This window comes from Thermococcus camini (genome assembly GCF_904067545.1).
GTDB lineage: Archaea > Methanobacteriota_B > Thermococci > Thermococcales > Thermococcaceae > Thermococcus > Thermococcus camini.
The window spans coordinates 107,035-127,839 of the sequence record NZ_LR881183.1; the positions used below are offsets into that span (position 1 = coordinate 107,035).

At 56.9% G+C, this 20,805-nt stretch carries 15 protein-coding genes; 3 read left to right on the top strand and 12 right to left on the bottom strand.

Features of this window, described 5'->3' with window-relative positions:
• Positions 1-14 precede the first annotated feature (14 nt).
• Positions 15-1,205: a class I SAM-dependent rRNA methyltransferase gene (locus tag TIRI35C_RS00540; protein ID WP_188201348.1), complete on the top strand. Its 1,191-nt coding sequence runs from the start codon at positions 15-17 to the stop codon at positions 1,203-1,205.
• A gap of 159 nt (positions 1,206-1,364) precedes the next feature.
• Positions 1,365-2,657: an ATP-binding protein gene (locus TIRI35C_RS00545; RefSeq protein WP_188201349.1), complete on the top strand. Its 1,293-nt coding sequence runs from the start codon at positions 1,365-1,367 to the stop codon at positions 2,655-2,657.
• Here TIRI35C_RS00545 and TIRI35C_RS00550 read toward each other — a convergent pair.
• Genes TIRI35C_RS00550 through TIRI35C_RS00565 form a run of 4 tightly spaced genes read right to left on the bottom strand, consistent with a single transcriptional unit; the run spans position 2,643 to position 6,969 of the window.
• Positions 2,643-3,389, bottom strand: a complete 747-nt coding sequence (locus TIRI35C_RS00550; RefSeq protein WP_188201350.1) for an RlmF-related methyltransferase — start codon at positions 3,387-3,389, stop codon at positions 2,643-2,645. The genes TIRI35C_RS00545 and TIRI35C_RS00550 overlap by 15 nt on opposite strands.
• Positions 3,390-3,425: 36 nt before the next feature.
• Positions 3,426-4,694 (bottom strand): M20 family metallo-hydrolase, encoded by a 1,269-nt coding sequence (locus tag TIRI35C_RS00555; RefSeq protein ID WP_188202889.1) that lies wholly within the window; start codon positions 4,692-4,694, stop codon positions 3,426-3,428.
• 13 nt (positions 4,695-4,707) lie between these two features.
• Positions 4,708-5,043, bottom strand: a complete 336-nt coding sequence (locus TIRI35C_RS00560) for a PqqD family protein (protein WP_188201351.1) — start codon at positions 5,041-5,043, stop codon at positions 4,708-4,710.
• A gap of 51 nt (positions 5,044-5,094) precedes the next feature.
• Positions 5,095-6,969: an OPT family oligopeptide transporter gene (locus tag TIRI35C_RS00565; RefSeq protein WP_188201352.1), complete on the bottom strand. Its 1,875-nt coding sequence runs from the start codon at positions 6,967-6,969 to the stop codon at positions 5,095-5,097.
• A gap of 297 nt (positions 6,970-7,266) precedes the next feature.
• Between TIRI35C_RS00565 and TIRI35C_RS00570 the strand changes: the two genes are divergently transcribed.
• On the top strand, positions 7,267-8,082 hold the full coding sequence (locus TIRI35C_RS00570; RefSeq protein WP_188201353.1) for an MBL fold metallo-hydrolase: 816 nt from the start codon (positions 7,267-7,269) through the stop codon (positions 8,080-8,082).
• On the opposite strand, the gene glmM is transcribed toward TIRI35C_RS00570, so the two are convergent.
• The 8 genes from glmM to TIRI35C_RS00610 form a co-directional block, all read right to left on the bottom strand.
• Positions 8,079-9,443: a phosphoglucosamine mutase gene (gene glmM, locus TIRI35C_RS00575; RefSeq protein ID WP_188201354.1), complete on the bottom strand. Its 1,365-nt coding sequence runs from the start codon at positions 9,441-9,443 to the stop codon at positions 8,079-8,081. The genes TIRI35C_RS00570 and glmM overlap by 4 nt on opposite strands.
• A gap of 29 nt (positions 9,444-9,472) precedes the next feature.
• On the bottom strand, positions 9,473-9,877 hold the full coding sequence (locus TIRI35C_RS00580; RefSeq protein WP_188201355.1) for a UPF0146 family protein: 405 nt from the start codon (positions 9,875-9,877) through the stop codon (positions 9,473-9,475).
• A gap of 34 nt (positions 9,878-9,911) precedes the next feature.
• Positions 9,912-11,030: an ABC transporter ATP-binding protein gene (locus TIRI35C_RS00585; RefSeq protein ID WP_188201356.1), complete on the bottom strand. Its 1,119-nt coding sequence runs from the start codon at positions 11,028-11,030 to the stop codon at positions 9,912-9,914.
• Between the two features lie 30 nt (positions 11,031-11,060).
• Positions 11,061-15,131 (bottom strand): glucodextranase DOMON-like domain-containing protein, encoded by a 4,071-nt coding sequence (locus TIRI35C_RS00590; protein WP_188201357.1) that lies wholly within the window; start codon positions 15,129-15,131, stop codon positions 11,061-11,063.
• 9 nt (positions 15,132-15,140) lie between these two features.
• A complete protein-coding gene (locus tag TIRI35C_RS00595) occupies positions 15,141-16,391 on the bottom strand; it encodes an ABC transporter permease subunit (RefSeq protein WP_188201358.1) in 1,251 nt (416 codons plus the stop codon).
• Positions 16,388-17,287 (bottom strand): carbohydrate ABC transporter permease, encoded by a 900-nt coding sequence (locus TIRI35C_RS00600; RefSeq protein ID WP_188201359.1) that lies wholly within the window; start codon positions 17,285-17,287, stop codon positions 16,388-16,390. The genes TIRI35C_RS00595 and TIRI35C_RS00600 overlap by 4 nt, the downstream gene beginning before the upstream one ends.
• 39 nt (positions 17,288-17,326) lie before the next feature.
• Positions 17,327-18,667 (bottom strand): extracellular solute-binding protein, encoded by a 1,341-nt coding sequence (locus tag TIRI35C_RS00605; protein ID WP_188201360.1) that lies wholly within the window; start codon positions 18,665-18,667, stop codon positions 17,327-17,329.
• A gap of 179 nt (positions 18,668-18,846) precedes the next feature.
• Positions 18,847-20,751, bottom strand: coding sequence for an alpha amylase N-terminal ig-like domain-containing protein (locus tag TIRI35C_RS00610; protein WP_188201361.1), 1,905 nt, complete (start codon positions 20,749-20,751; stop codon positions 18,847-18,849).
• Positions 20,752-20,805 lie beyond the last annotated feature (54 nt).

Here is a 20,805-nt window from a genome sequence, read left to right on the forward strand (position 1 = left end):
ACCGGTGGTGAGAGATGGCGAAGGTTATAGTTGACGCTCAGGCTGCGAGAGCGATAGGCAAGGGTGCGATGATAGTTTTCAAGAAGGGAGTCGTGAGAACCGAGGGAGAGATAAGACCAGGTGACATAGCGGAGGTCTACACGCGCGGGGGCAAGTTTCTGGGCAGGGGATTCATCAACCCGAACTCCAACATCATGGTCAGGCTCATAACCCAGGACGAGCACACGGAGGTTAACAAGGAACTCTTCCGCGAGAGGATCAGGAGGGCCAACGAGTACCGCAAGAAGGTTCTCGGCTACGACAAGGCATACCGCATGGTGTACGGCGAGGCGGACTATCTGCCCGGCCTCATAGTTGACCGCTTCAACGAGATTGCCTCGCTTCAGATTTCGAGCATCGGCATGGAGAGGTTCAAGTTCGACGTTGCCGAGGCCATAATGGAGGCCGAGCCCGAGATTGAGACCGTCTTCGAGAAGAACACCGGACGGAGCAGGCGCAGGGAGGGGCTGCCCGAGATAGAGAGAGTTTTGCTTGGCAGGGAGAAGTACAGGACGGTAATCGAGGAGGGCAAAGCCAAGTTCATAGTTGATATGAGGGGACAAAAAACGGGCTTCTTCCTCGACCAGAGGGAGAACAGAATAGCCCTTGAGAAGTACGTCAAACCCGGGATGAGGGTTCTTGATGTCTTCACCTACACCGGCGGCTTCGCGATACACGCGGCAGTGGCTGGCGCCGACGAGGTTGTTGCAGTGGACAAGTCCCCCTGGGCCATAAACATGGTGAAGGAGAACGCCAAGCTCAACGGGGTTGAGGATAGGATGAAGTACGTCGTGGGGAGCGCGTTCCAGGTCATGGAGGACATGATAAAGAGGGGCGAGAAGTTCGACGTTGTAATCCTCGATCCGCCGGCCTTCGTTCAGCACGAGAAGGACCTGAAGAGAGGCCTCCGCGCTTACTTCAACGTGAACTACGCGGGTTTACAGCTGGTGAGGGAAGGGGGCATACTCGTCACGGCATCGTGCTCCCAGCACGTTGACATGCAGGCCTTCAAGGACATGGTGATAGCGGCCGCGGCCAAGGCGGGCAAGTTCCTTAAGCTCCTTGAGCCGTACAGGACGCAGGCGCCGGACCACCCGATACTGATGGCCTCGAAGGACACCGAGTACCTCAAGGCGCTCTTCCTCTACGTGGAGGATATTAAGTGATGTTCACGTTCCTCCCGGCATGGGACGATGACGAAAATGCACCTCCACTGAACCCGGCAGCTGAATGATGAGAAAAAGGGTCCGAGTCCCAGTCCGGTCGCTCCACCGACCGAAACTCTTTTCTATTTGGTTGTTCAAACGACCAAAATGGGTGGATGTATGGTCGAGCTAACGGACTACTTATTAAAACTCTCCGCGGAGCTACCATCGAGGTTCGATTACGCGAGAGGACTGAGGAAGCGCTTCCTTTTTGAGAAACTTTCCGGGCTCGTCGATGACTATATCGAGAGTGAAAGTCCAAAAACCGTCCTCCTCCCTGGCCTGAGGGGGACTGGAAAAACCACCCTCCTCGGTCAGCTATACTTTCACACACTTTCAAAGACCTCCGATGTGATTTACATATCAGCTGATGAAGCTCACCTCCTCGGATTTTCCCTTCATGAGGTCATCGAGAGGTATTTCGATGTTTTCAGGCCGAAGAGGCCTGTTCTTCTACTCGACGAGGTTCAATACGACCCCAACTGGGATCTGACGTTGAAGGTTCTCCACGACAGGAGAAAGGCCCTTGTGATCGCCACAGGCTCATCCGCTTTAAAGCTGAAGGAAAGCCCCGACCTCGCGAGGAGGGCTATCCACGTTGAGGTGAAGCCGCTCAGCTTCATTGAATACTTTCACCTCATCGGGGAAGACATCGAGCCGGTGGGTCTTGATGCGCTGTTTGAATTCGACGTTGATGGGCTGGAAAGGGCACTCTCAAGGACTGTTCATTTTGCTAAAACCGCGGAGAAATACCTTGAGCTTGGTTCGCTTCCCCTTTCCCTTGAGCTTGACGGGAGAGAGGCCTACGAATCTCTGTTTTCCCTCGTCGAAAGGATAGTCTACCGGGACCTTCCCGAGTTCAGAAACTTCGATGCCTCAACCCTCGATTCCGCTCTGAGGCTTCTAACAATAATCGCCGGCCCAAAGGCGGAGCGCTTCAGCTACGAGAAGCTCTCGAAGGCGCTGGGAATATCAAAGAGCACCGTCATGGAACTTGTAAGGGCCTTCATTGCCAGTGGGCTGCTTATTGAGATACCCTCCATTGGGAGTCTCTCAAAGAAAATTCGCAGAAGTCCGAAGCTCAAGTTCTCGGCACCTTCTATGAGGGCCGCGCTCCTTTCGAAGTTCGAGGTAGTTGAACTCGCCTCCCTGCTCGAGGACATGGTTGCCCTCTACCTTTCTGGTGAAGGGCTCCTGGAGTACGAGCCTGGGAAGGGCGGTGCTGACTTCGTTCTCACGAGGAAGGGAAAACGATACGTCGTTGAGGTTGGCCTTGGAAAGGAGGATTATGCTCAGGTTAGAAGGAGCATGGAGAGAACGGGGGCTGAATTTGGGATAGTTATAGGAAGGGAGTTCGATGCCAGGGAAAACCTCCTGATGATTCCATGGTGGGCCTTCTTAGGGCTGGTTTAGTATCAGGCTGTGCCTCCACCGCGTTCCGACCCGAAACCTCACGTCCCTCACGGAGTAGCCCAGTTCTTCTCCCTTTTCCGTTATGGCCTCTATCAGAGGCTCCTTGTCGGGCAGGAATAGGGCGACCTTTCCCTTGGGGTTCAGGTAGTCCCGTGCCTCCTCAATGAGCCTCACCGAAAAGGCCTCGCCGTGTTCTCCTCCACCAAGCCCTTCACGCTCGGTTAAAACTCCTTTCGTTGGTCTCTCATAGTAAGGCGGTGCTGAAAACACGACATCAAACTTCTCGCCCTCAGGAATTACCCCCCTGATTATCCCACCGTTGCTCCTGATTAGCTTTACCTTAGCGAGGTTCCGCTTGATGTTTCGTCTCGCGTACTCAAAGAACTCTTCGTCGAGCTCCGTCGCGGTAACGTCGCAGTTGAAGAGCTTCTCAGCCAGAAGGGCCATCATTGCAGTGTGTCCGGTTCCGATTTCCAGAACCCTCTCTCCCCCGCGCAGGAATGTCTTCAGAAAGAGGTAGCGCGAGACGGGGGTGGTCACAAGCCCTCCGGGATGGTACTCTATCTCCAGCCCGAAGACCGCTTTCGCTATCGCCCTGTTGTAGAGTATCCTCGCTTCCCTGTCCGAGAAGTCGAGCCTTCCGCGCTCGTCGAGGTAGTCCTTCAGCTCCGGAAACAGCTTCACGGCTTCCTTTACCGGCAGTCCCAGCTTTCCGTCCTTCCAGGCTGGCATGGAGAAAATTAAGTGTGGAAAAGAAAAGAGTTTCGCTCAGAGAAGTGCTAAAGCCGCCATGACCTTCGCATCTTCGACCATGTTCTTTATCCAGGCGTACTCGTTGGGCTGGTGGGCCATCTCGTCGAGCGTCGCCCAGACAACCGCGGGAATCCCGAGCTTCCTGAAGTATGCCGCGAAGGTTCCGCCGCCTATTCCCCCGACCTTAGCTTCTTTTCCTCGGAGCTTCCTCAGGGCCTCTTTGAGAAGAACCACTATCTCGCTGTTGGGATCAGTTGGCTCTGGAGCGTCCATGCGCTGGAGAACCTCGAACTCTATCTCAGGCAGAACTTCGCCGTCGAACTCCTTTCTGTACTTCTCTTTAATCTCCTCGGCGAGGGCCTTTGCGTCAGCGAGGATATCATCTACACTGTACCTCGGCAGAATCCTGCAGTCGAAAACCACCTCATGCTCGCCCGGTGCTATGTTCGGACTGTCTGCCGGACCGTGAACCATCGTCGGCTCGAAGGTGCTCTCCGCTGGCTCGAAGAGCTCGTCCCTCTCGCCGTACTTCTCGTGGAGGAGTTTGTCGAGGTGGTAGGCGAAGTCGAGCGCTACACGGTGGGCGTTTAGTCCCTTGTCCGGCATGCTGGCGTGAACCTGCCTGCCCCTGACCTTCACCCTGAGCCAGAGGATGCTCTTCTCGGCCACCTCGATGAAAGTCCCTTCCTCGTTTCCGCCGTCCGGGACGAGGACCAGGTCGTCCTTCCTGAACAGCTCCGGATGCTCCCTCATGAGCCACTCGACGCCGTACTTGCTGCCCGTCTCCTCGTCGCTGACGAAAGCTAAAATGACCGTTCTCTTCGGCCTTATTCCGAGGTTCATCATGGCCCTTACAGCGTAGAGGCTCGCGACGAGGCTCTGTCCGTTGTCCTCGCTTCCGCGCCCGTAGACCTTTCCATCCTTGACGATCGGCTTGAATGGCTCCGTGACCGTCCACTTGCTCAGGTCTCCGGGCGGAACGACGTCTATATGGGTGAGAATCCATATCCTAGGGCTTTTATCGCCGTCCTGGCCGTAGTAGTAGGCGAGAATGCTCGGTCTGACTCCATTTTTCGCCCTCTCATCGGGCGCGTTGTAGACTTCAACCTTGTCAAAGGGCCAGTCTCTGATTGTCTCAAGCAGCTTCTGGGCCTTGTCGTATTCCCCCTCGTAGCCGTAGTCCGGGCTTATGGCTGGGATTTTAATCAGTTCGACGAGGGTTTCCACCATCTCGTCCTGGAGCTTCTCAATCTCCTGCGAGACCTTCTCAAGGGCTTCGCTCATAGCTACCACCACCCTATTCTAATTCATTCGTTCTTTTAAACTCAATCAAATATCTCTTCGCCAGCTCGAAAAGAAACGTCACCAGGCGCTCGTAGAGGGGTTCAATTTCGTCCCCAAAGCGGGCCTTCAGAGCCTTCCCTATCTCTTTCACTGTTCTCCTGCCGTCGCACAGTTCCCACGTGTATGCTCCTATCTCGTCCAGCTCTATCCTCCTGTACTCCCCGTGGAGCCTCCTGGCCAGAAAGTCCAGCTTTGAGTCCATGGGAATCAGGAGGTAGTACCTCCCTTCGATCTTCCTCAGTTCGACCTTCTCGTTGCGCACTGGCACGAGGTTCATGTACTCTTCCATGCCCATTCCTCCGGCGTTCAAAATTTAAAGATTGGGAAAGAAAAGGGGAAATCACTTCCTCCTGCCCGTCATGTAGAGCCAGAGCGCTATTCCGGCAAGGAGGATAACTCCCAGGATGTTGCTGCTGAAGCCCGAGCTCGGGGCGATGCCCGCAACGATGAGGGCGGCGAAGAATATGCCCATGAGGGCCTCACCGGCGATAAGTCCTGCGGCGCCGAGTACTCCCGGGTCGGTCGGGTTCTCCCCTTCCTCGTTTCTGGACTTGGTGACGAAGTGCTTGACGAGACCGCCGATGAATATCGGAACGCCGAGGCTGAGTGGCAGGTAGATACCGACCGCGACCGGCATGACCGGGGTCCTGAACTTGGAGCCCTTCATGGCGAGTATCTCGTCTAGGATTATGAGGGCTATGGCTATTCCAGCGCCTATGTATATCATGTTCCACTCGAGGTTGCCGGTGAATACACCCTCGGTGACCTTGGCCATGAGGAATGCCTGAGGTGCCGCGAGGGCATTTTCCTTGGCGGTCGGGGTTCCGGCTATACCGTAGGCCTGGATGAGCAGGTTGAGCACTGGGGCCATGACGAGGGCGGCGAAGAAGGTTCCGACCATCTCGAATACCTGCTGCCTCTTTGGCGTGGCTCCAACCATGTAACCGGTGGCGAGGTCCTGCATGGTGTCACCTGCTATTGCTGCTGCCGTACAGATGACCGCCGCGACGAGTATGGTCGCCGCCATGCCCTCCATCCCGCTGAGGCCGAGGGCCTTGAGGGCGAAGGCGGTGAAGAGCAGGCTCATGATGGTGATTCCCGAGACAGGGTTGTTGGATGAACCGACGACACCCGCGAGGTAGCCGGCTATCGAGCTTCCGAGGAAGCCGACGATGAGGAGTATCACCGCCATTATTGCCGCAATTCCCACCGAGCCGATGATGTGGAAGTAGAGCAGGAACAGCGGGACGACGAAGGCCGCTATGAGCATGAGGACGTAGTTGAGCGGGAGGTCCTCCTCGGTTCTGAGGATTGCCTCGCCGGACTGCTTCCTCTTGGCGACTTCAAGGCCGGCCCTGATGCCCCTCCTTATCGGGTTCCTGAGCTTGATGAGGCTCCAGAGACCACCGACGACCATCGCGCCGACACCCATGTAGCGAATCTTGGTGCTCCAGATGGTCCATGCGAGGTCAAGCGGGCCGAGGTCGGTGTGGCCCATCTGACCGGCGTAGATCGGAATGGCTATGAACCAGGCTATGGCGCCTCCGAGGAAGACCAGGAAGGCTATGTTGAGGCCGACGATGTAGCCGACGGCTATGAGCGCCGCGGAGAGGTCGCTTCCGAGGTAGTAGACGCGGGAGCCGACCATCTTGGCGGCCTCGACGGTTCCCGACCAGAGGCCCGAGCTTCCGAAGAGCTTGAAGAGGCCTCCGAAGATTCCACCGTAGAGTATCGGCTTGGCGTGGCTTCCTCCCCTCTCACCGGCTATGAGGACCTCGGCGCAGGCCATACCCTCGGGATACGGGAGCTTCTCCTCGGCTATGAAGGCCCTTCTGAGCACTATGGTGAAGAGGGCACCGAGGGAACCGCCGAGGGCGGCGATTATGGTGACTATGTAGTACGGGAAGGTCGTGTAGTAGCCGAGGACTACCAGCGCCGGGAACGTGAATATGACTCCGGCCGCCAGCGACTCACCCGCTGAAGCAGCGGTCTGCACCATGTTGTTCTCGAGGATGTTCCTGTCCTTGAACGCGAAGAGTATTGCCATCGATATGACCGCCGCAGGGATACTGGCACTCACGGTCATACCCGCGTACATTCCAAGGTAGGCGTTTGCCGCGCCCATTATTATCGAAAGGACGATACCCAAAACAAAAGCCTTCACCGTATATTCGGGCAGTGATTTCTCCGGTGGTATGTACGGTTTCAGCTCCATATTTGCACCTCCAAACGGTGACGTAGTAGTTAGACACCTGAATCGTTAAAAATGTTTTGTTAGACTTCCTGTTTTACAAATATCTGGGAAATTTTTGGCCATAATATATGCTATTTTGTTACATACTCATGCATGATGTGATGTATTCATTTGACATTATGTTATATGCTATTCATATGAACCCCAAGTTATCCATCTGAGTGTTCATATGTTTCCATCCGTGCAGGGAAAGGGCAATGTCTTATATACTCCCTCTGTGATACCCCTATGTCTGCAGAAGAACACGGGGGTGGAGATTTGATAGAGATAACCTTCCTCGGTAGCGGCGGCGGCAGGTTCATCACCATAACCCAGTTCCGCTCCACCGGCGGCTTCCACATACGTGCCAGCAGGAACATCTACGTTGACCCCGGGCCCGGCGCCCTCGTGAGGAGCTGGCGCTACAAGCTCGACCCCAGGAAGCTCGATGTCATCTTCGTCTCCCACAGGCATGTGGATCACTGCAATGACGCGGAGGTCATGATAGAGGCCATGACCGGCGGCGCACTCAAGAAGAGAGGCGTTCTCATAGCATCCAAGAGCGTCGTCTACGGCGACGAGACCCACACTCCGGCCGTCAGCAAGTACCACCTGGACGTGCTCGAGAGCATACACATCCCGGAGCCGGGAAGCAGGATAGCGATAGGCGATGAGGAGATGGTGATAACCCCGGCCCAGCACTCGGACCCGACCACCATCGGCTTCCGCATGAAGAGCCCCATGGGGGACATCTCGTACATCCCCGACACGGCTTACTTCGATGAACTCTTGGAGTGGCACGATGGTTCGAGACTGATCATCGCGGCGGTCACCAGGCCGAGGGACATGGGCATCCCTTACCATCTGAGCACCGACGACATCGTCATGATGCTCAAGAGGATGCGTGAGAAGCCCGAGGCCCTCGTGGTGAGCCACATAGGCATGAAGATGCACTTCGCGAACCCATACAAGGAGGCCAAGTACATCGAAACCGTCACCGGCGTCAAGACCTACGTGGCCAAGGAGGGCTTCAGGGTCAGGATGGAAAAGAACGAGATAGCGGTGAGAACGCTGAGGCCTGCGAGATTCGTTTAGTTTCTATTTTTCATTGCCTCCTCAACGGATTTCTTAACGATATTGTAGGCCAGCTCGAAGAGCTCATCGCGCCTCTTCTCGCTCGGTGCCTCGACGACGACGCGAATCTTTGGCTCCGTTCCGCTCGGCCTCACAAGGATCCACGAGCCGTCCTTCAGCTGGAGGCGGTAGCCGGAGATCGTGAGAACCTCCCTCAGCTCTCCCCTCAGCTTCTCTTCGAGGACATTGTATGCCCTCTCAAGAGCAATGCCTTTGAACTCGTCGGGACACTTCACGTTCTTCTTGGTGAGGTAGTATGTTGGTATCTCCTCCCGGATTATCTGGGAGAGCGGGCCCCTCTCGTCTATGAGCTTTATGAGAAGCCCCATGGTCACGAAGCTGTCTATCCACGGCCCGAACCTCGGGTGGACCAGCTTCCACGGTTCCGCGGCAAATACGGCCCCGTACTTCTTTATCCCATCGTGCGGCTGGCCGAGGGGGATTCTTACGACCCTTCCGCCGGCCTTCTCGACGACGTGGTCTATCCTAGAGCCGGTGTCGATTGAAACAACAACAGTCCCCCCTCCGTGCTCCTCCACGTAGAGCTTCGCAAAAAGGGCTATCAGTGAATCCTCAAGGATGTAGTTGCCCTTTTCGTCGAAGACCGCTATCCTGTCGGCGTCGCCGTCCTGGGCGATTACGAGGTCGACGCCGAGCTCCCTCGCCAGTTCACCGAGGTAGGTTATGTTCTCGTACCTCGGCTCCGGCTTCCTTCCGGGGAAGTGGCCGTCCACGTGGGCGTTCACGCTCATCACTTTCGCCCCCATCTCGCGGAGCAGGTACGGAGCCAAAACGCTCCCGGCACCGTTGGCGCCGTCGTAGAGGACCTTTAAGTTGGTCTCGTGATTAACGAAGTCAAGAACGGCTCCTATGTAGTCGTTGATGACATCGATGGCTTTTACGGTCTTTATTTCACTCCATGTGGTCTTTCTGAAGTTTCCGGAGAAAACGAGTTCCTCCAGTTCCCTCTCCTGCTCAACGTAGAACTCCGTTCCATCGCCGTTGAAGACCTTTATTCCGTTGTCGGTCGGTGGATTGTGGCTTGCCGTTATCATGACTCCCCCATCGCCGTGCTCCCGCGTCCCCCATGCTAAAGCAGGCGTCGGAATCAAACCGAAATCAAGAACCTCCTTTCCCGTCGAGAGAAGTCCCGAGATGAGGGCGTTCTGGAGCATTACGCTTGAGGTTCTTCCATCCCTCGCGACCGCCACAGTTTTCCCGTCGATGTACGTGCCAACTGCCTTTCCGAGGTTCATCGCGAGTTCCGGCGTGACCTTCTCCCACAGGGTGCCCCTAATTCCAGCGGTACCGAAGAGCTTCATATCACCACCATGACTACTTGGGAGGCGGTTTAAATACCTTTAGTGGAGTATATCGCCAGCCCCCTGAAGTTGGTGAGCCTCATCGTCCTCGGCATGGTGTCCCCTGTGAGCGGGAGGATGTAAACTGGGACGTGGAGTTTTTGCCCGAGCACTAGGATCGGCCGCACTATCTCAGGGGTCGGCCTCACGGAGTAAAGCGCCCCGACCCCCTCGTAGAGTTTCATGTTCGGGCTGAAGAGGTCGTCCCTGACGGCGTTCAGGCCGAGCTCCACCGCCCTCTCGACGGACGCCGGGTTCCAGTCAACGGCCAGAACGTCGTAGCCCAGTTCCTTGAGTCTGAGCGCCACTTTGAACTGGAAGCCTATTCCAAGCTCGGCTATCCTGCCCTTCGGTACCTGCATGGCCAGAAAATCGGCGAAGTCCTCTATAACCATGGAAGAAAATGGGGAAAAGGGGATTTAAAAAGCTTTAGAATACTGCCTTCCCGCTTCCCTTCTCGAAGATGTGGATCTTGCGCATGTCGAAGACCACGTCGACCTCCTGGCCCTCCACGACCCTGGACTCCGAGCGGAAGGCGCCGAGGAACGTTACCTCACCGACGCTCAGGTGGACTATCTTTTCGTTTCCTAGGTTCTCTATGATCTCCACCATGGCCCGCGCCATGTTCTCGCCCGGTATCTTCACCTGGGCGAACATGGCGTCGTAGAGGTCCTCCGGGCGGATTCCAAAGATAACCTCCTTTCCAAGGAGTCCCCTGTCCCTCAGAACCTCCACCTGGTCCGGGAGGAGCTTCAGCCTGAACTCGCCGAAGTCAGCGAAACCGTCCTCCGTTATGGTGGCATCGATGAAGTTCATCGGAGGGGCCCCGATGAAGCCCGCGACGAAGGTGTTGGCGGGCCTGTTGTATACTTCGTCAGGAGTTCCGACCTGCTGGAGCACTCCCTGGTTGATGACCGCTATCCTGTCGCCCATCGTCATTGCCTCCACCTGGTCGTGGGTGACGTAGATGGTGGTGACTCCAAGTTGCTTCTGGAGCCTCTTCAGCTCGGCGCGCATCTTGACACGGAGCTTGGCATCGAGGTTGCTCAGCGGCTCATCCATCAGGAAGACGTGCGGTTTTCTCACTATGGCCCTTCCGAGAGCAACACGCTGCCTCTGGCCTCCCGAGAGCTCCCTCGGCTTCCTCTTCATGAGTTCGGTGAGGCCCAGCATCTCGGCGACTTCCCTGACCCTTTCGTCGATCTCAGCCTTCGGGACCTTTCTGAGCTTGAGGGGAAACGCTATGTTGTCGTAGACCGTCATGTGGGGATAGAGGGCGTAGCTCTGGAAGACCATGGCTATGTCTCTGTCCTTGGGCGGGACGAAGACACCCTTCTCGGGGTCCGCTACGAGCGTGTCCCCTATGTACACCTGTCCCCTGCTCGGCTCCTCCAGTCCCGCTATCATCCTCAGCGTCGTCGTCTTTCCGCAGCCGCTCGGGCCGAGGAGTATCATGAATTCTCCGTCTTTAACGTGAAGATTCATGTCCTTGACGGCTGTGAACTCCCCAAACTGCTTCCAGACGTTGATGAGCTTGACTTCGGCCATTCTATCACCTCAAAAATTTGAAATGAAAGGTCAGCGCCGCCTCCTGACGAGGAGCGGCAGCAGGGCGAGTCCCACCAGGGCGGCAGGGCCGCAGATTCCGCCTCCGCCGCTGGTGGTGGTCGTGGTTGGGCTTGATGTGGTCGTGGTGGTCGTGCTCGGGCCGGTGGTAGTTGTTGGGGTTGTGGTGGTCTGGCTCGGTGAGCTCGTCGTGGGGGTGGTGCTCGAACTGCTCGTCTCGCTGGTAGTGGTGGTTTCGGTCGGGGTCGGCTCCTCCCCGCCGCTGCCCTCGACGAGCGGTATCATGAGTACTGTGGCGAGCTTCATATCGTTTGCGTCGTAGCTGCTCAGCTGCTCCTCCTGGGTCGGGCTGAAGCCAGCCGGGACGAGTTCGTCCACGACGCGCGGGGTTACACCGTTGATAACCGCGTCTGCCTCCGCTCCTCCGAGCTTCCACTGCTCCGCATCCACGGCCACCGTTCTCCACTTGTCAGGGCCGTAGCCGTCCTGGGAGCCGGTGATGATTGCCGCATAGAGCCCGTATTCCCCAACGTTCGGCAGGTACTTCTTCGGAACCTTGACTATTATGGCGTTCTTGACAGGGTCAGCTGAGATCTGCATCTCTCCCTGGTAAACGGTTCCGTTCGGCAGGACGATGAGGTTTCCGTAGTCCCATCCCGCGATTCTTAACGCTAAATCCCACGGGTGGCGCGGGTCGAGCTGGACGTTGCTTCCGGGTCCGTCCGGGAACATCTTTATCGCCGTGACGTTTCCACCGTCCCTGAAGTCGAAGTACGCTTCGATTATCTGAAGGCTGAAGCCGTTCGGTCCGTTCCATGGGTTGCCCCCGAGGTTCTTGAAGTAGAATTCGAGGGTCCAGTCATCGCTGCCCTCCGTCATCTTGAACTTGAGGAGATCGAAGACTCCCGGCTTGAAGACCGCGTCCGTTGGGTAGACGTAGCTTCCGGGTCCGTGGTCGTCACCCTCGGGGTCGGTCACAACGATGCCCTGCTTGAGGAGCGGAATGGCACTGACCGTGGCGAGCTTCATATCGTTTGCGTCGTAGCTGCTCAGCTGCTCCTCCTGGGTCGGTTCAAAGCCCTGTGGAACCAGCTCATCAAGGACGCGCGGGGTCACGCCGTTTATGACCGCCTGTGGGTCTGCGCCGCCGAGCTTCCACTGCTCCGCATCAACTGCCACCGTTCTCCACTTGTCAGGGCCGTAGCCGTCCTGCGAACCGACGAGGACGTCTCCCCAGAGGCCGTAGTCCTCGTTTATGGCGATGTACTTCTTCGGGACTTTCACTATCACCGCGTTCTTGACCGGGTCGGCTGAGATCTGCATCTCTCCCTGGTAAACGGTTCCGTTCGGGAGGATGATAAGGTTTCCGTAGTCCCATCCTGCAATCCTGAAGGCGACGTCCCAGGGATGGTTCGGGTCGAGATTAACGTTGGCTCCCGGTCCATCTGGGAACATCTTTATGGCGGTGCTGTTGCCGCCGTCCTTGAAGTCCAGATAGACCTCGATTATCTGGAGGCTGAAGCCGTTTGGACCGTTCCATGGGTTGCCCCCGAGGTCCTTGAAGTAGAACTCCATCACGTAGCTGTCCGTCTGCTCAAGCATCCTGAAACGGAGGAGGTCAAAGGCCCCATCGACGAAGACACCGTCCGTTGGGTAGACGTAGCTTCCGGGTCCGTGGTCGTCACCCTCGGGGTCTGCGATGTCCGCTATCGTGACTCCCTTGACTTCGGTCGGGAGCTTGAGCTCCACAGGGGTGCTTATGACCTCGAGCTTGCCGTCCTTCACCGTTGAGACTGCGAAGTATAAGTCGCTCGGGTTCTTGAGATAATCGAATGGCACGATGACTTCCACTCCGTCGCTCGTCTGCTCAACGGTCGCGTCTCCAAGCCTCTCGCTCTTCTCGTAGTCAGTAGCGCCGTATATCTCCGCCTTGCCGTTCTTATAGACGATGTGCTTGGTTATGGGGAGACCAACGCTGTCCGCTGAGAACGGGAACATCGAGTACCTGAGCCCGGTCGGCCTCTCCTGGAGGAGTGTGAACGTGTTGCCGACGCGCTCATCCTTCTCCCATATGCTGACCTCAAACTCGCTGAGGTTACCCTTAACGATGAAGTGCAGCCCATCGCCGTCGAAATAAACGCTGACGCCGTTTGCCAGCGGGGACATGCTCGAATAGTTCTTCACCTCGCCCTCTTTAAGCCCATCGAGGGCCCTGGTAATGTACGGTTCTCCGTCCGGGAAGTAGTTTCCGAAGAGGTAGCTCGGCGGCTCGACTCCAGCGAGCCTGTACATCTCGTAGAGGTACGTCTTCAGGTAGCGGTCGAAGGTGTAGTCCTGGCCGCTGTTCTGGTCGCTTCCGTACCACCAGAACCAGTCGCTCGCCTCTGCCCTCAGAAGGTACTCGTAGGCCTTCTCCCAGTCGGCCCGGCTCATCTCGTCTCTCTTCTCCATCAGGGTCTTTCTGGCCAGGTAGAGCCAGTACCAGCCGTAGTTCTCCTGGGGCTCGCCTATCCACGTGGAGAGGGTTCCGTCTATCCAGCTCGACTCGGGCCACTGCATCTCTTCCTTAACGCCGACCATGTCGTAGAGGTCGCCAAGGCTCTGGGCTTTGAGGAGTGCCTTAACGTTGTCGCCGGTGAGGTCAAGCCTCTCCATCATCTTGGGGGTGAGCTTGTTGGCCTTGTCGCCATAGAGCTGAATGTACTCGCTCGGCGTGAGGGTCCTTATCAGCCCCTGCTCCTGGAGCTCGGTCAGCTTCTTGTAGAGCTCGGTCAGGAAGAGCTTGCCGTCGTATGGGTAGTGCTCCCACGGGTTCTCGCCGTCGAGGGTGACGACGTAGACCAGGGAACCGTCGTAGTTCTCCTTCTGGATCCTGAGGAGCTCGTTCACGAAGTCCTCAACGGCCTGATACTGGTTCATTCCAGCGTAGGTGAATCCAACCCTGTCGCTCAGCGCGTGGTCGCGCGGGAAGAGGTAGATCTTCTTTCCGTTGAACTCGGCCACCCAGGGCTTGTGGTAGTTCTCAACCGTCTTCTCGACGCCGAGCCTGTCGAGGACGAGCTGGTCGGTCATGACCCACTGCCAGCCGTTCTCGGCGAGGATTTCGAGGGTTTTGTCGTTGAGGGCACTCTCAGCGGCCCAGCCTCCGACCGGGACGGCGGTTCCGTTTCCAAGGTACTGCTTATACAGTTCGTCCGCCTTCTTGACGTGCTCATCAAAGTCGCTCTCCCAGCCGAAGTCGTTGAGTATCGGGCCTATCGGGTGTGCGTAGGGGACGACGGTAACTTCAACGTTGCCGTTGCCGAGCAGGAGGTTTATCTTCTCGTGCTCCTTGAAGGTGTGGTTGATGAGCCAGAGCTGGGCGTCGAGAACGGTTTTAACGTCCTCCCTCGTGTAGCCGCCCTCGTCCACCTTGTCGTAGAGGGCCTTGAGCTCGGGGTTGCTCATTATGTAGCCGTAGTCTATCCAGGCGAGGTTGAAGAGAACCGCGAGGTCGATGTAGTCCTGCTCGGTGAACTCGTTGGTTACCTCAACCTTCTGCTCCTCGAGCGGTAAGTTCGCGTACTTGGCCTTCGCGGCCATCATCTTGTCCTTCAGCTCCGTGTAGCGATCCCAGAAGTCCCTTATCGGGTTGCCGCTGGGGTCGGTTATCGGCTCACCGTTCCAGGGGATGGTGTGGTCGAAGAACCCTCCCGGTGCCTGGAGCATTAACCACTTCTCATTGACGGTGAGGGGCTCGCCGTTCGCTATCTTCTCCGTTATTTCCTGGAGGACGTCCTTCTTGCCGTGCATGTAGTCCGCCAGCTGGGCTATGAGCGAGCCCGATAAATCAATCGTGGCGTGTACTTTAGGGTACTGGCTCAGGTAGTGGGCCATCTTCCAGTAGTTGTTGGCCGCGTGGAGCCTGACCCACGGTCTGGTATAGATGTCCTGGACAGGGTCGTAGTAGTAGGGCTGGTGCTGGTGCCAGACTATTATGACGTTGAGCGGCTTCGGCTCGGCCGCCCCAACGCCCTTGAAGCTTGCTCCCATTAGGCTTCCAACCATCAAAACGGCAAGGAAAAGGGCAACCACCCGCTTCATATTACCACCTCACTCCTTGAGACCTCCAACTGTAAGACCGCTCCTTATGTAGTTCTGGGCGAGCATGAACATCACGAACACCGGCAGGGCGAATAGCAGCGCAGCCGCCGCGAAGTAGCTCCAGTCTATTCCCCTGCCTATGCCGCCCAGGAGGAGATAAATCCACACGGACAGTGGCTGGTGTGGCTCGGTCAGCAGCAGGCTTGCCAGGATGAACTCCGTCCAGCCGCCTATGAAGGCGAATATAGACACGGTCGCTATTCCTGGCAGTGCCATCGGGAGGAGCACGTGCCTGATTATCTGCAGATAGCTCGCTCCGTCCACCAGGGCAGCCTCGTCGAAGTCCGGGCTTATGGAGTCTATGTATCCCTTGAGCAGCCAGGTGTTGAAGGGAACGCTTCCCGCGGCGTAGATGAAGGACAGCACCGGCAGCTTGTCGTAGAGGCCCAGCTTGACTATCATACCGTAGAGGGCTATAAGGCCCGCTATTCCGAGACCTCCAGCGACCTGTGTGAACATCAGGTAGAAGTAGAGCACGTGCTCCCTGCCGAAGAACTTCATGCGCGAGAACGCGTAAGCTGCCGGGACGACGAACACGAGCGTCAGCAGCACCGTTATTGTTGCTATGATGAGGCTGTTCTTGAGGTAGCCGAAGAACTTCGAGTTGACGAACTTCCCGATCCTCGTGAACCTGACGGTTCCGCTGTTCCTGGCAACCACGTACTTCTCCATCGGGCCCGAGACGTGGATGCCTTCAATGGTCCCGCCCTTCAGCTCGACGTTCCTCATTATCGCGAAGCCCACGGTGCCGTCGTCGTTCATCCTCGTGAGGATGAAGAGTCCTTTGACATCGCCATTCAGCTGCCCCTGAGCGTTGACGTCCGTTGAAACATCGAAGACCAGGTTTTTCACAGGAATCTCAAACACCAGTCCCGTGAAGGGCCCGTATTTGACCTCGCCCTTTATCGTTCCCTCCAGCAGGTACAGCCTGCCGTCCTGGACGTGGGCGCTTCCTTCGATGGTTCCCGTGAAGTTCTCCGATAGTTTGCTTCCCGAGAATCCAAAGAGCACTTCCCTGTACGAGTCAAGGCTGACGTTTCGGGGAATGATGTGGAACTCCGTGGTTGCGAGCGTTGAGCCCGGGCTTATTGAGACGACGAAGATGTAGTAGACCGGGAAGAGTATGATGAACATGACGAAGATGGCCAGCAGGGTCAGGATAAAGCTCCTGACGACCTCCCCTTTGCGCCTTCCCATCATCCTTTGGCACCCTCCTGAAGTCTGGTTATCCTGACGTTAACGTACATGTACACGGCAAGCACGAGCGTGGCGATTATCATTATCGCCGCGGCCTTTCCGTAGTGGGGACTGGCTCCGAAGGCCTTCCTGAAACCGTAGAGCAGTATGAACTTGTCCTCGAAGAGGCCCGCGTTGTAGATGTATGGCACCATGAAGTACTGGAAGCTCGCCGCGCTGGTGAGTATGGTGGCGAATGCTATCGGCTTGCCGACTATCGGAAGGACAACGTGCCGTATCCTCTGCCAGTAGTTGGCCCCATCTATTATCGCCGCCTCAACGAGCGTGTCAGGCACGGACTGGAGCGCCGCCGTGATGACGGTTATCATGAACGGGTACGCGAGCCACACCTCGATTATGTTGAGTGCGAGAAAGGCCCACAGCGGGTCGTTAATCCAGTTGGGGAGGTTTTGGACCCCCAGGGATTTAAGCATCTGGTTCACCGGCCCGAATATCGGGTCGAACATGAACTTCCACACGGTGACTGAGAAGAGCAGTGGCAGCGCCCAGGGAATTATGAGGAGGGAGCGGTAGATCATTTTTCCCTTGACGTATCTGCTGTTGTAGAGCAGGCTGAGGACGATTCCCGCGAGGACTTTGAGGGTAACGCTGGTCACCACGAATATCCACGTCCACAGGAAGGCGCTCCTGAATGTTTCGTCGCCAAGTATCCAGCGGAAGTTCTCCAGGCCGACGAACTGGAGCTGCGGGGCGTCCGGGGCCTGAACCGGGAAGTTGCCGAGCTGGGCGTTGGTGAATGCAAGGTATATCGAGTATATTATCGGCCACAGGTTGAAAAACAGGAACGCTGCCATTCCAGGCAGGATTAGGAACAGAGCAATGGTCGTGGTCTTTTTCATTCCAATCCCTCCAAAAAGGTATGAAAAAGGAGAAAGGCTTCAGCCGTTCATGTTGTCGAGTATCTGCTGCTGGTACTTCTCGAGTATGGCCTTTATGTCGGCGTTCTCCGGATCCTGGAGTATCTCGTTGATTGCCCCGTCGGCGCCGCCCCAGACGGCACCCATCTTCGGGCTCTTGGGCATCAGGTAGGCGTGCTGGACGGCCTGTCCGAAGCCGTAGATAACGGGATCCTTCTGAATCTCGGGGTCGTTGAGAACTTCCTTGAGGACGGGGATGTAGCCGAGCTGGAGTGAGAGCTCCTTGATGACCTCAGGGCTGGTGGTGAACCACTTGACGAACTTCCATGCTGCATCTTTGTTCTTTATACCCGCCGCGAAGTAGATGTCCTTGACTCCACCGTACGGCCTCGGCCAGTACTCCTTGCCGTCCTTGGTTATCGGCGGGAGCGGAACGACGCCGAAGTCTATTCCGGCCTTCTTAACGTCGCTTATGCTCCACGGGCCGTTTATCATCATTGGGGCACGGCCCTCAAGGAATATGCTCTGCTGGGTTCCGTAGTCCGCGGTCGGTGCCATGTACGGCCAGATGTTCTGGAAGAAGAACTCAAAACCGTCTATCGTCTCGGGCTGGTCAAGGCCCGGCTGTTCTGTATTATCGTCGAAGTAATAGCCACCGAAGGCCTGGGCCCAGGCCGAGAGGAAGTAGGCGTTGAGCGGATACGCTATTCCGTACTTCTCGTTGTCAGGGTCGTTGTACTTCTCCATTATCGCCTTCATTTCGTCGAAGGTCTTCGGGGCCTCGCTCACCATGTTCTTGTTGTAGATGAGCGCGACGGTCTCGGCGGCAAAGGGCATGGCGTAGAAGTGACCCTTGTACTGCATGGCCTCCTGTGCCATCGGGGCGAAGCCGTTGAGGACGTCATCGGTGACGTAGTCATCAATCGGCTCGAGCATTCCCGCCTCAGCAAACTTTCCAATCCAGTCGTGTGCCCAGATGAAGAGGTCCGGCCCCTGGCCGGAGGGAATCGCCGCCTTTAGTGCATCCTCAAGGTTCGGCTTCTGCTCGAAGGTTATGGTGACGTCCGGACACATGGCCATGTACTCCTCGGCGAGGCTCTGGAAGACCTCGAGCTCGTTGGGCTGCATGGCGTGCCAGATGACGACCTCCCCGCTTCCGCACTCCGTCTCGGGGGTGGTTGTGGTCTTAGTGGGGCTCGGGCTGGAGGTGGTTGAACTCGGTGAGCTCGTGGTGGTCTCGGTTGGACTGGGGGAGCTGGTTGTTGAACTCGGGCTCTCCCCTCCACCACTTATACAGCCGCTGGCCACAACGCTGAGAACCAAAACCCCCACCAAAAGCAGGGCAAACAGTCCTTTCTTCATATCCTAATCACCCGCCTTGATTTTGGGTGATATAGTATCATCGACGGTGATATATATATCTTGCGCTTCCTTGATCAGAGTTGTTGGCCGTGCACATAGTTAGTCCCCCATGAAAAAAGTGGACCACAGAGGACGGGTTGGGCTGTCTGCCCTTTCCATTCATCCCACGGAAGAAGACGTCATGACGTCGTCACATGGAAGGCGCAGTCCTCTGGTTCCATCGGGTACCTGATCTCCACCCTGACCCTTTCGTCCCCGAGAACCCTCTCGTATATCATCGTGCGCCCCTGGAACCTTACAGGCACGAACTCGCCGAGCTGAAGTGCTCTGCTTTTTCTCCTAAGCTGTATCAGCCGTTTCGTGGTTTCGAAAATCTCAGTGTCCCACTTCCCCCGCTCCCATACCATGAACGCCCTCCCGGCACTTAGACCACCGCCCAGCCGGCCCCTGAGTCCGATTTCATCGCCGTAGAATATCGAAGGAATTCCCTTGTAGGTCATCAGGAAGGCCAGGGCGCAGAGGTATCTCCTTTCATCGCCCACAAGATCAAGGAAGCGCTCGGTGTCGTGGTTGTCGAGGAAGTTGTACATGGCGTACTCCGCGGGGCCCAGGTGGGCGCTCAGCAGCTCCAGGCCGTTGAGGAACTCCCCCGCGTCGATTTCCCCCTCCACAAAGAACCTGAGAATGAGCTCGTATAGGGGGTAGTTCATGGTACCGTGGAATGCGTCGGGAACCCAGGGCCTGGGGTCATCCATGACCTCCCCAACGAGGTACGCCTCCTCTGGCATGGCCTTCCGCATCTCCCTCCAGAGCTCCGGCGGAACGCCGTGGGCAACATCGAGACGCCAGCCGTCCGCTCCCCGCTCGAGCCAGTACTCCATCACCTCCAGAATGAACGTCCTTACCTCCTGGCTGTCGTGGTTTAGCCTCGGCATCAGCCACACCGAGTAGAAGCTCTCGTAGTTCCAGTCCAGGGATTTTATCAGGTGGTACCTCTCGGTCCATGGTTCTTCCGAATGCAGAATCCTCAGGAACTGCTCTGGAATGACGGGAAAGCCGGTTATGCGGTAGAACCTACGGTACTCACTTCCTTCTCCCGCCCTCACCACGTCCTGGAAGTACGGGTGGAAGAAACTCGTGTGGTGGAAAACCCCGTCGAGAATCAGCCTGCTGTCCCGCTTTTTGAGTTCCCCCACCAGCTTCCTGAAGACCCCCCATCCCCCGAGCTTTCTGTCAATCCTGAAGTAGTCGGTGACGTCGTAGCGGTGGTACGTCATGGACTCGAATATCGGGGTGAGGTAGAGCGCGTTTACGCCGAGTTCTTCGAGGTGTTCCAGCCGCTTTATTATTCCGGCCAAATCGCCCCCGTGGAAATCCCCCGCTCTGAGTCGCGTCCCCGGGGGCGTTCCGGGCAGGCCCCTCTCGAACCTGTCGGGCATTATCTGGTAGAAAACCCTCTCGTAGACCCAGCGGGGGGTTTCCGGGCGGTATGGAACGGCCCTGAATGGCCCCGTTTTCCTTATCACGCCTTCCCACGTCCGAACCTCGAAGGAGTACTCCAGTTCACCGTCTCCGGGCAGGACTACCTCGAAATACTCGAACAGTTCATCCCGGGCTTTTCTCCTCATCTCAACCATGCCCTCGCTTTTCGGGAGGACGAGGGTGGCCTTGGCGACTGTCCCCACTTTCGCCCTCAGGAGAACGTGGGTTCTCCCGGCAACGGTGTAAAGATAGGTCGCGCTCGGCGCGTGAAAGGGCCCGCCCCCACCGTTGATAACCGCGACGCTCGTTTCCCTTTCAAATTTGTACGAGAGCCTCCTGTAGGTCTTCCTCCAGGGGTTTTCGGGGTCGGGGGTAAACTCGCCGTCGATGGAGAACGCGTAGTGCCAGACTCCCTCCGGTAGCTTCACAACCCTCCTCCAGCGGCCTTTTTCCTTCCTCATCCGGAAGGAGCCTTCGTTGAACGCGTTGAAGCTCCCGAGCAGGTACGCGTACCTGTTTTCCGGTTTCGCTGAAATCGAGAACTCAACGACCGCGACCCTTCCGAACTTCTCGTCCGGTTCGAACCCGAAAATTTTATACACTTTCCTCACCCAAGATATCACCAGTGATGAATAAACTATCGCGAGTGAAACTTA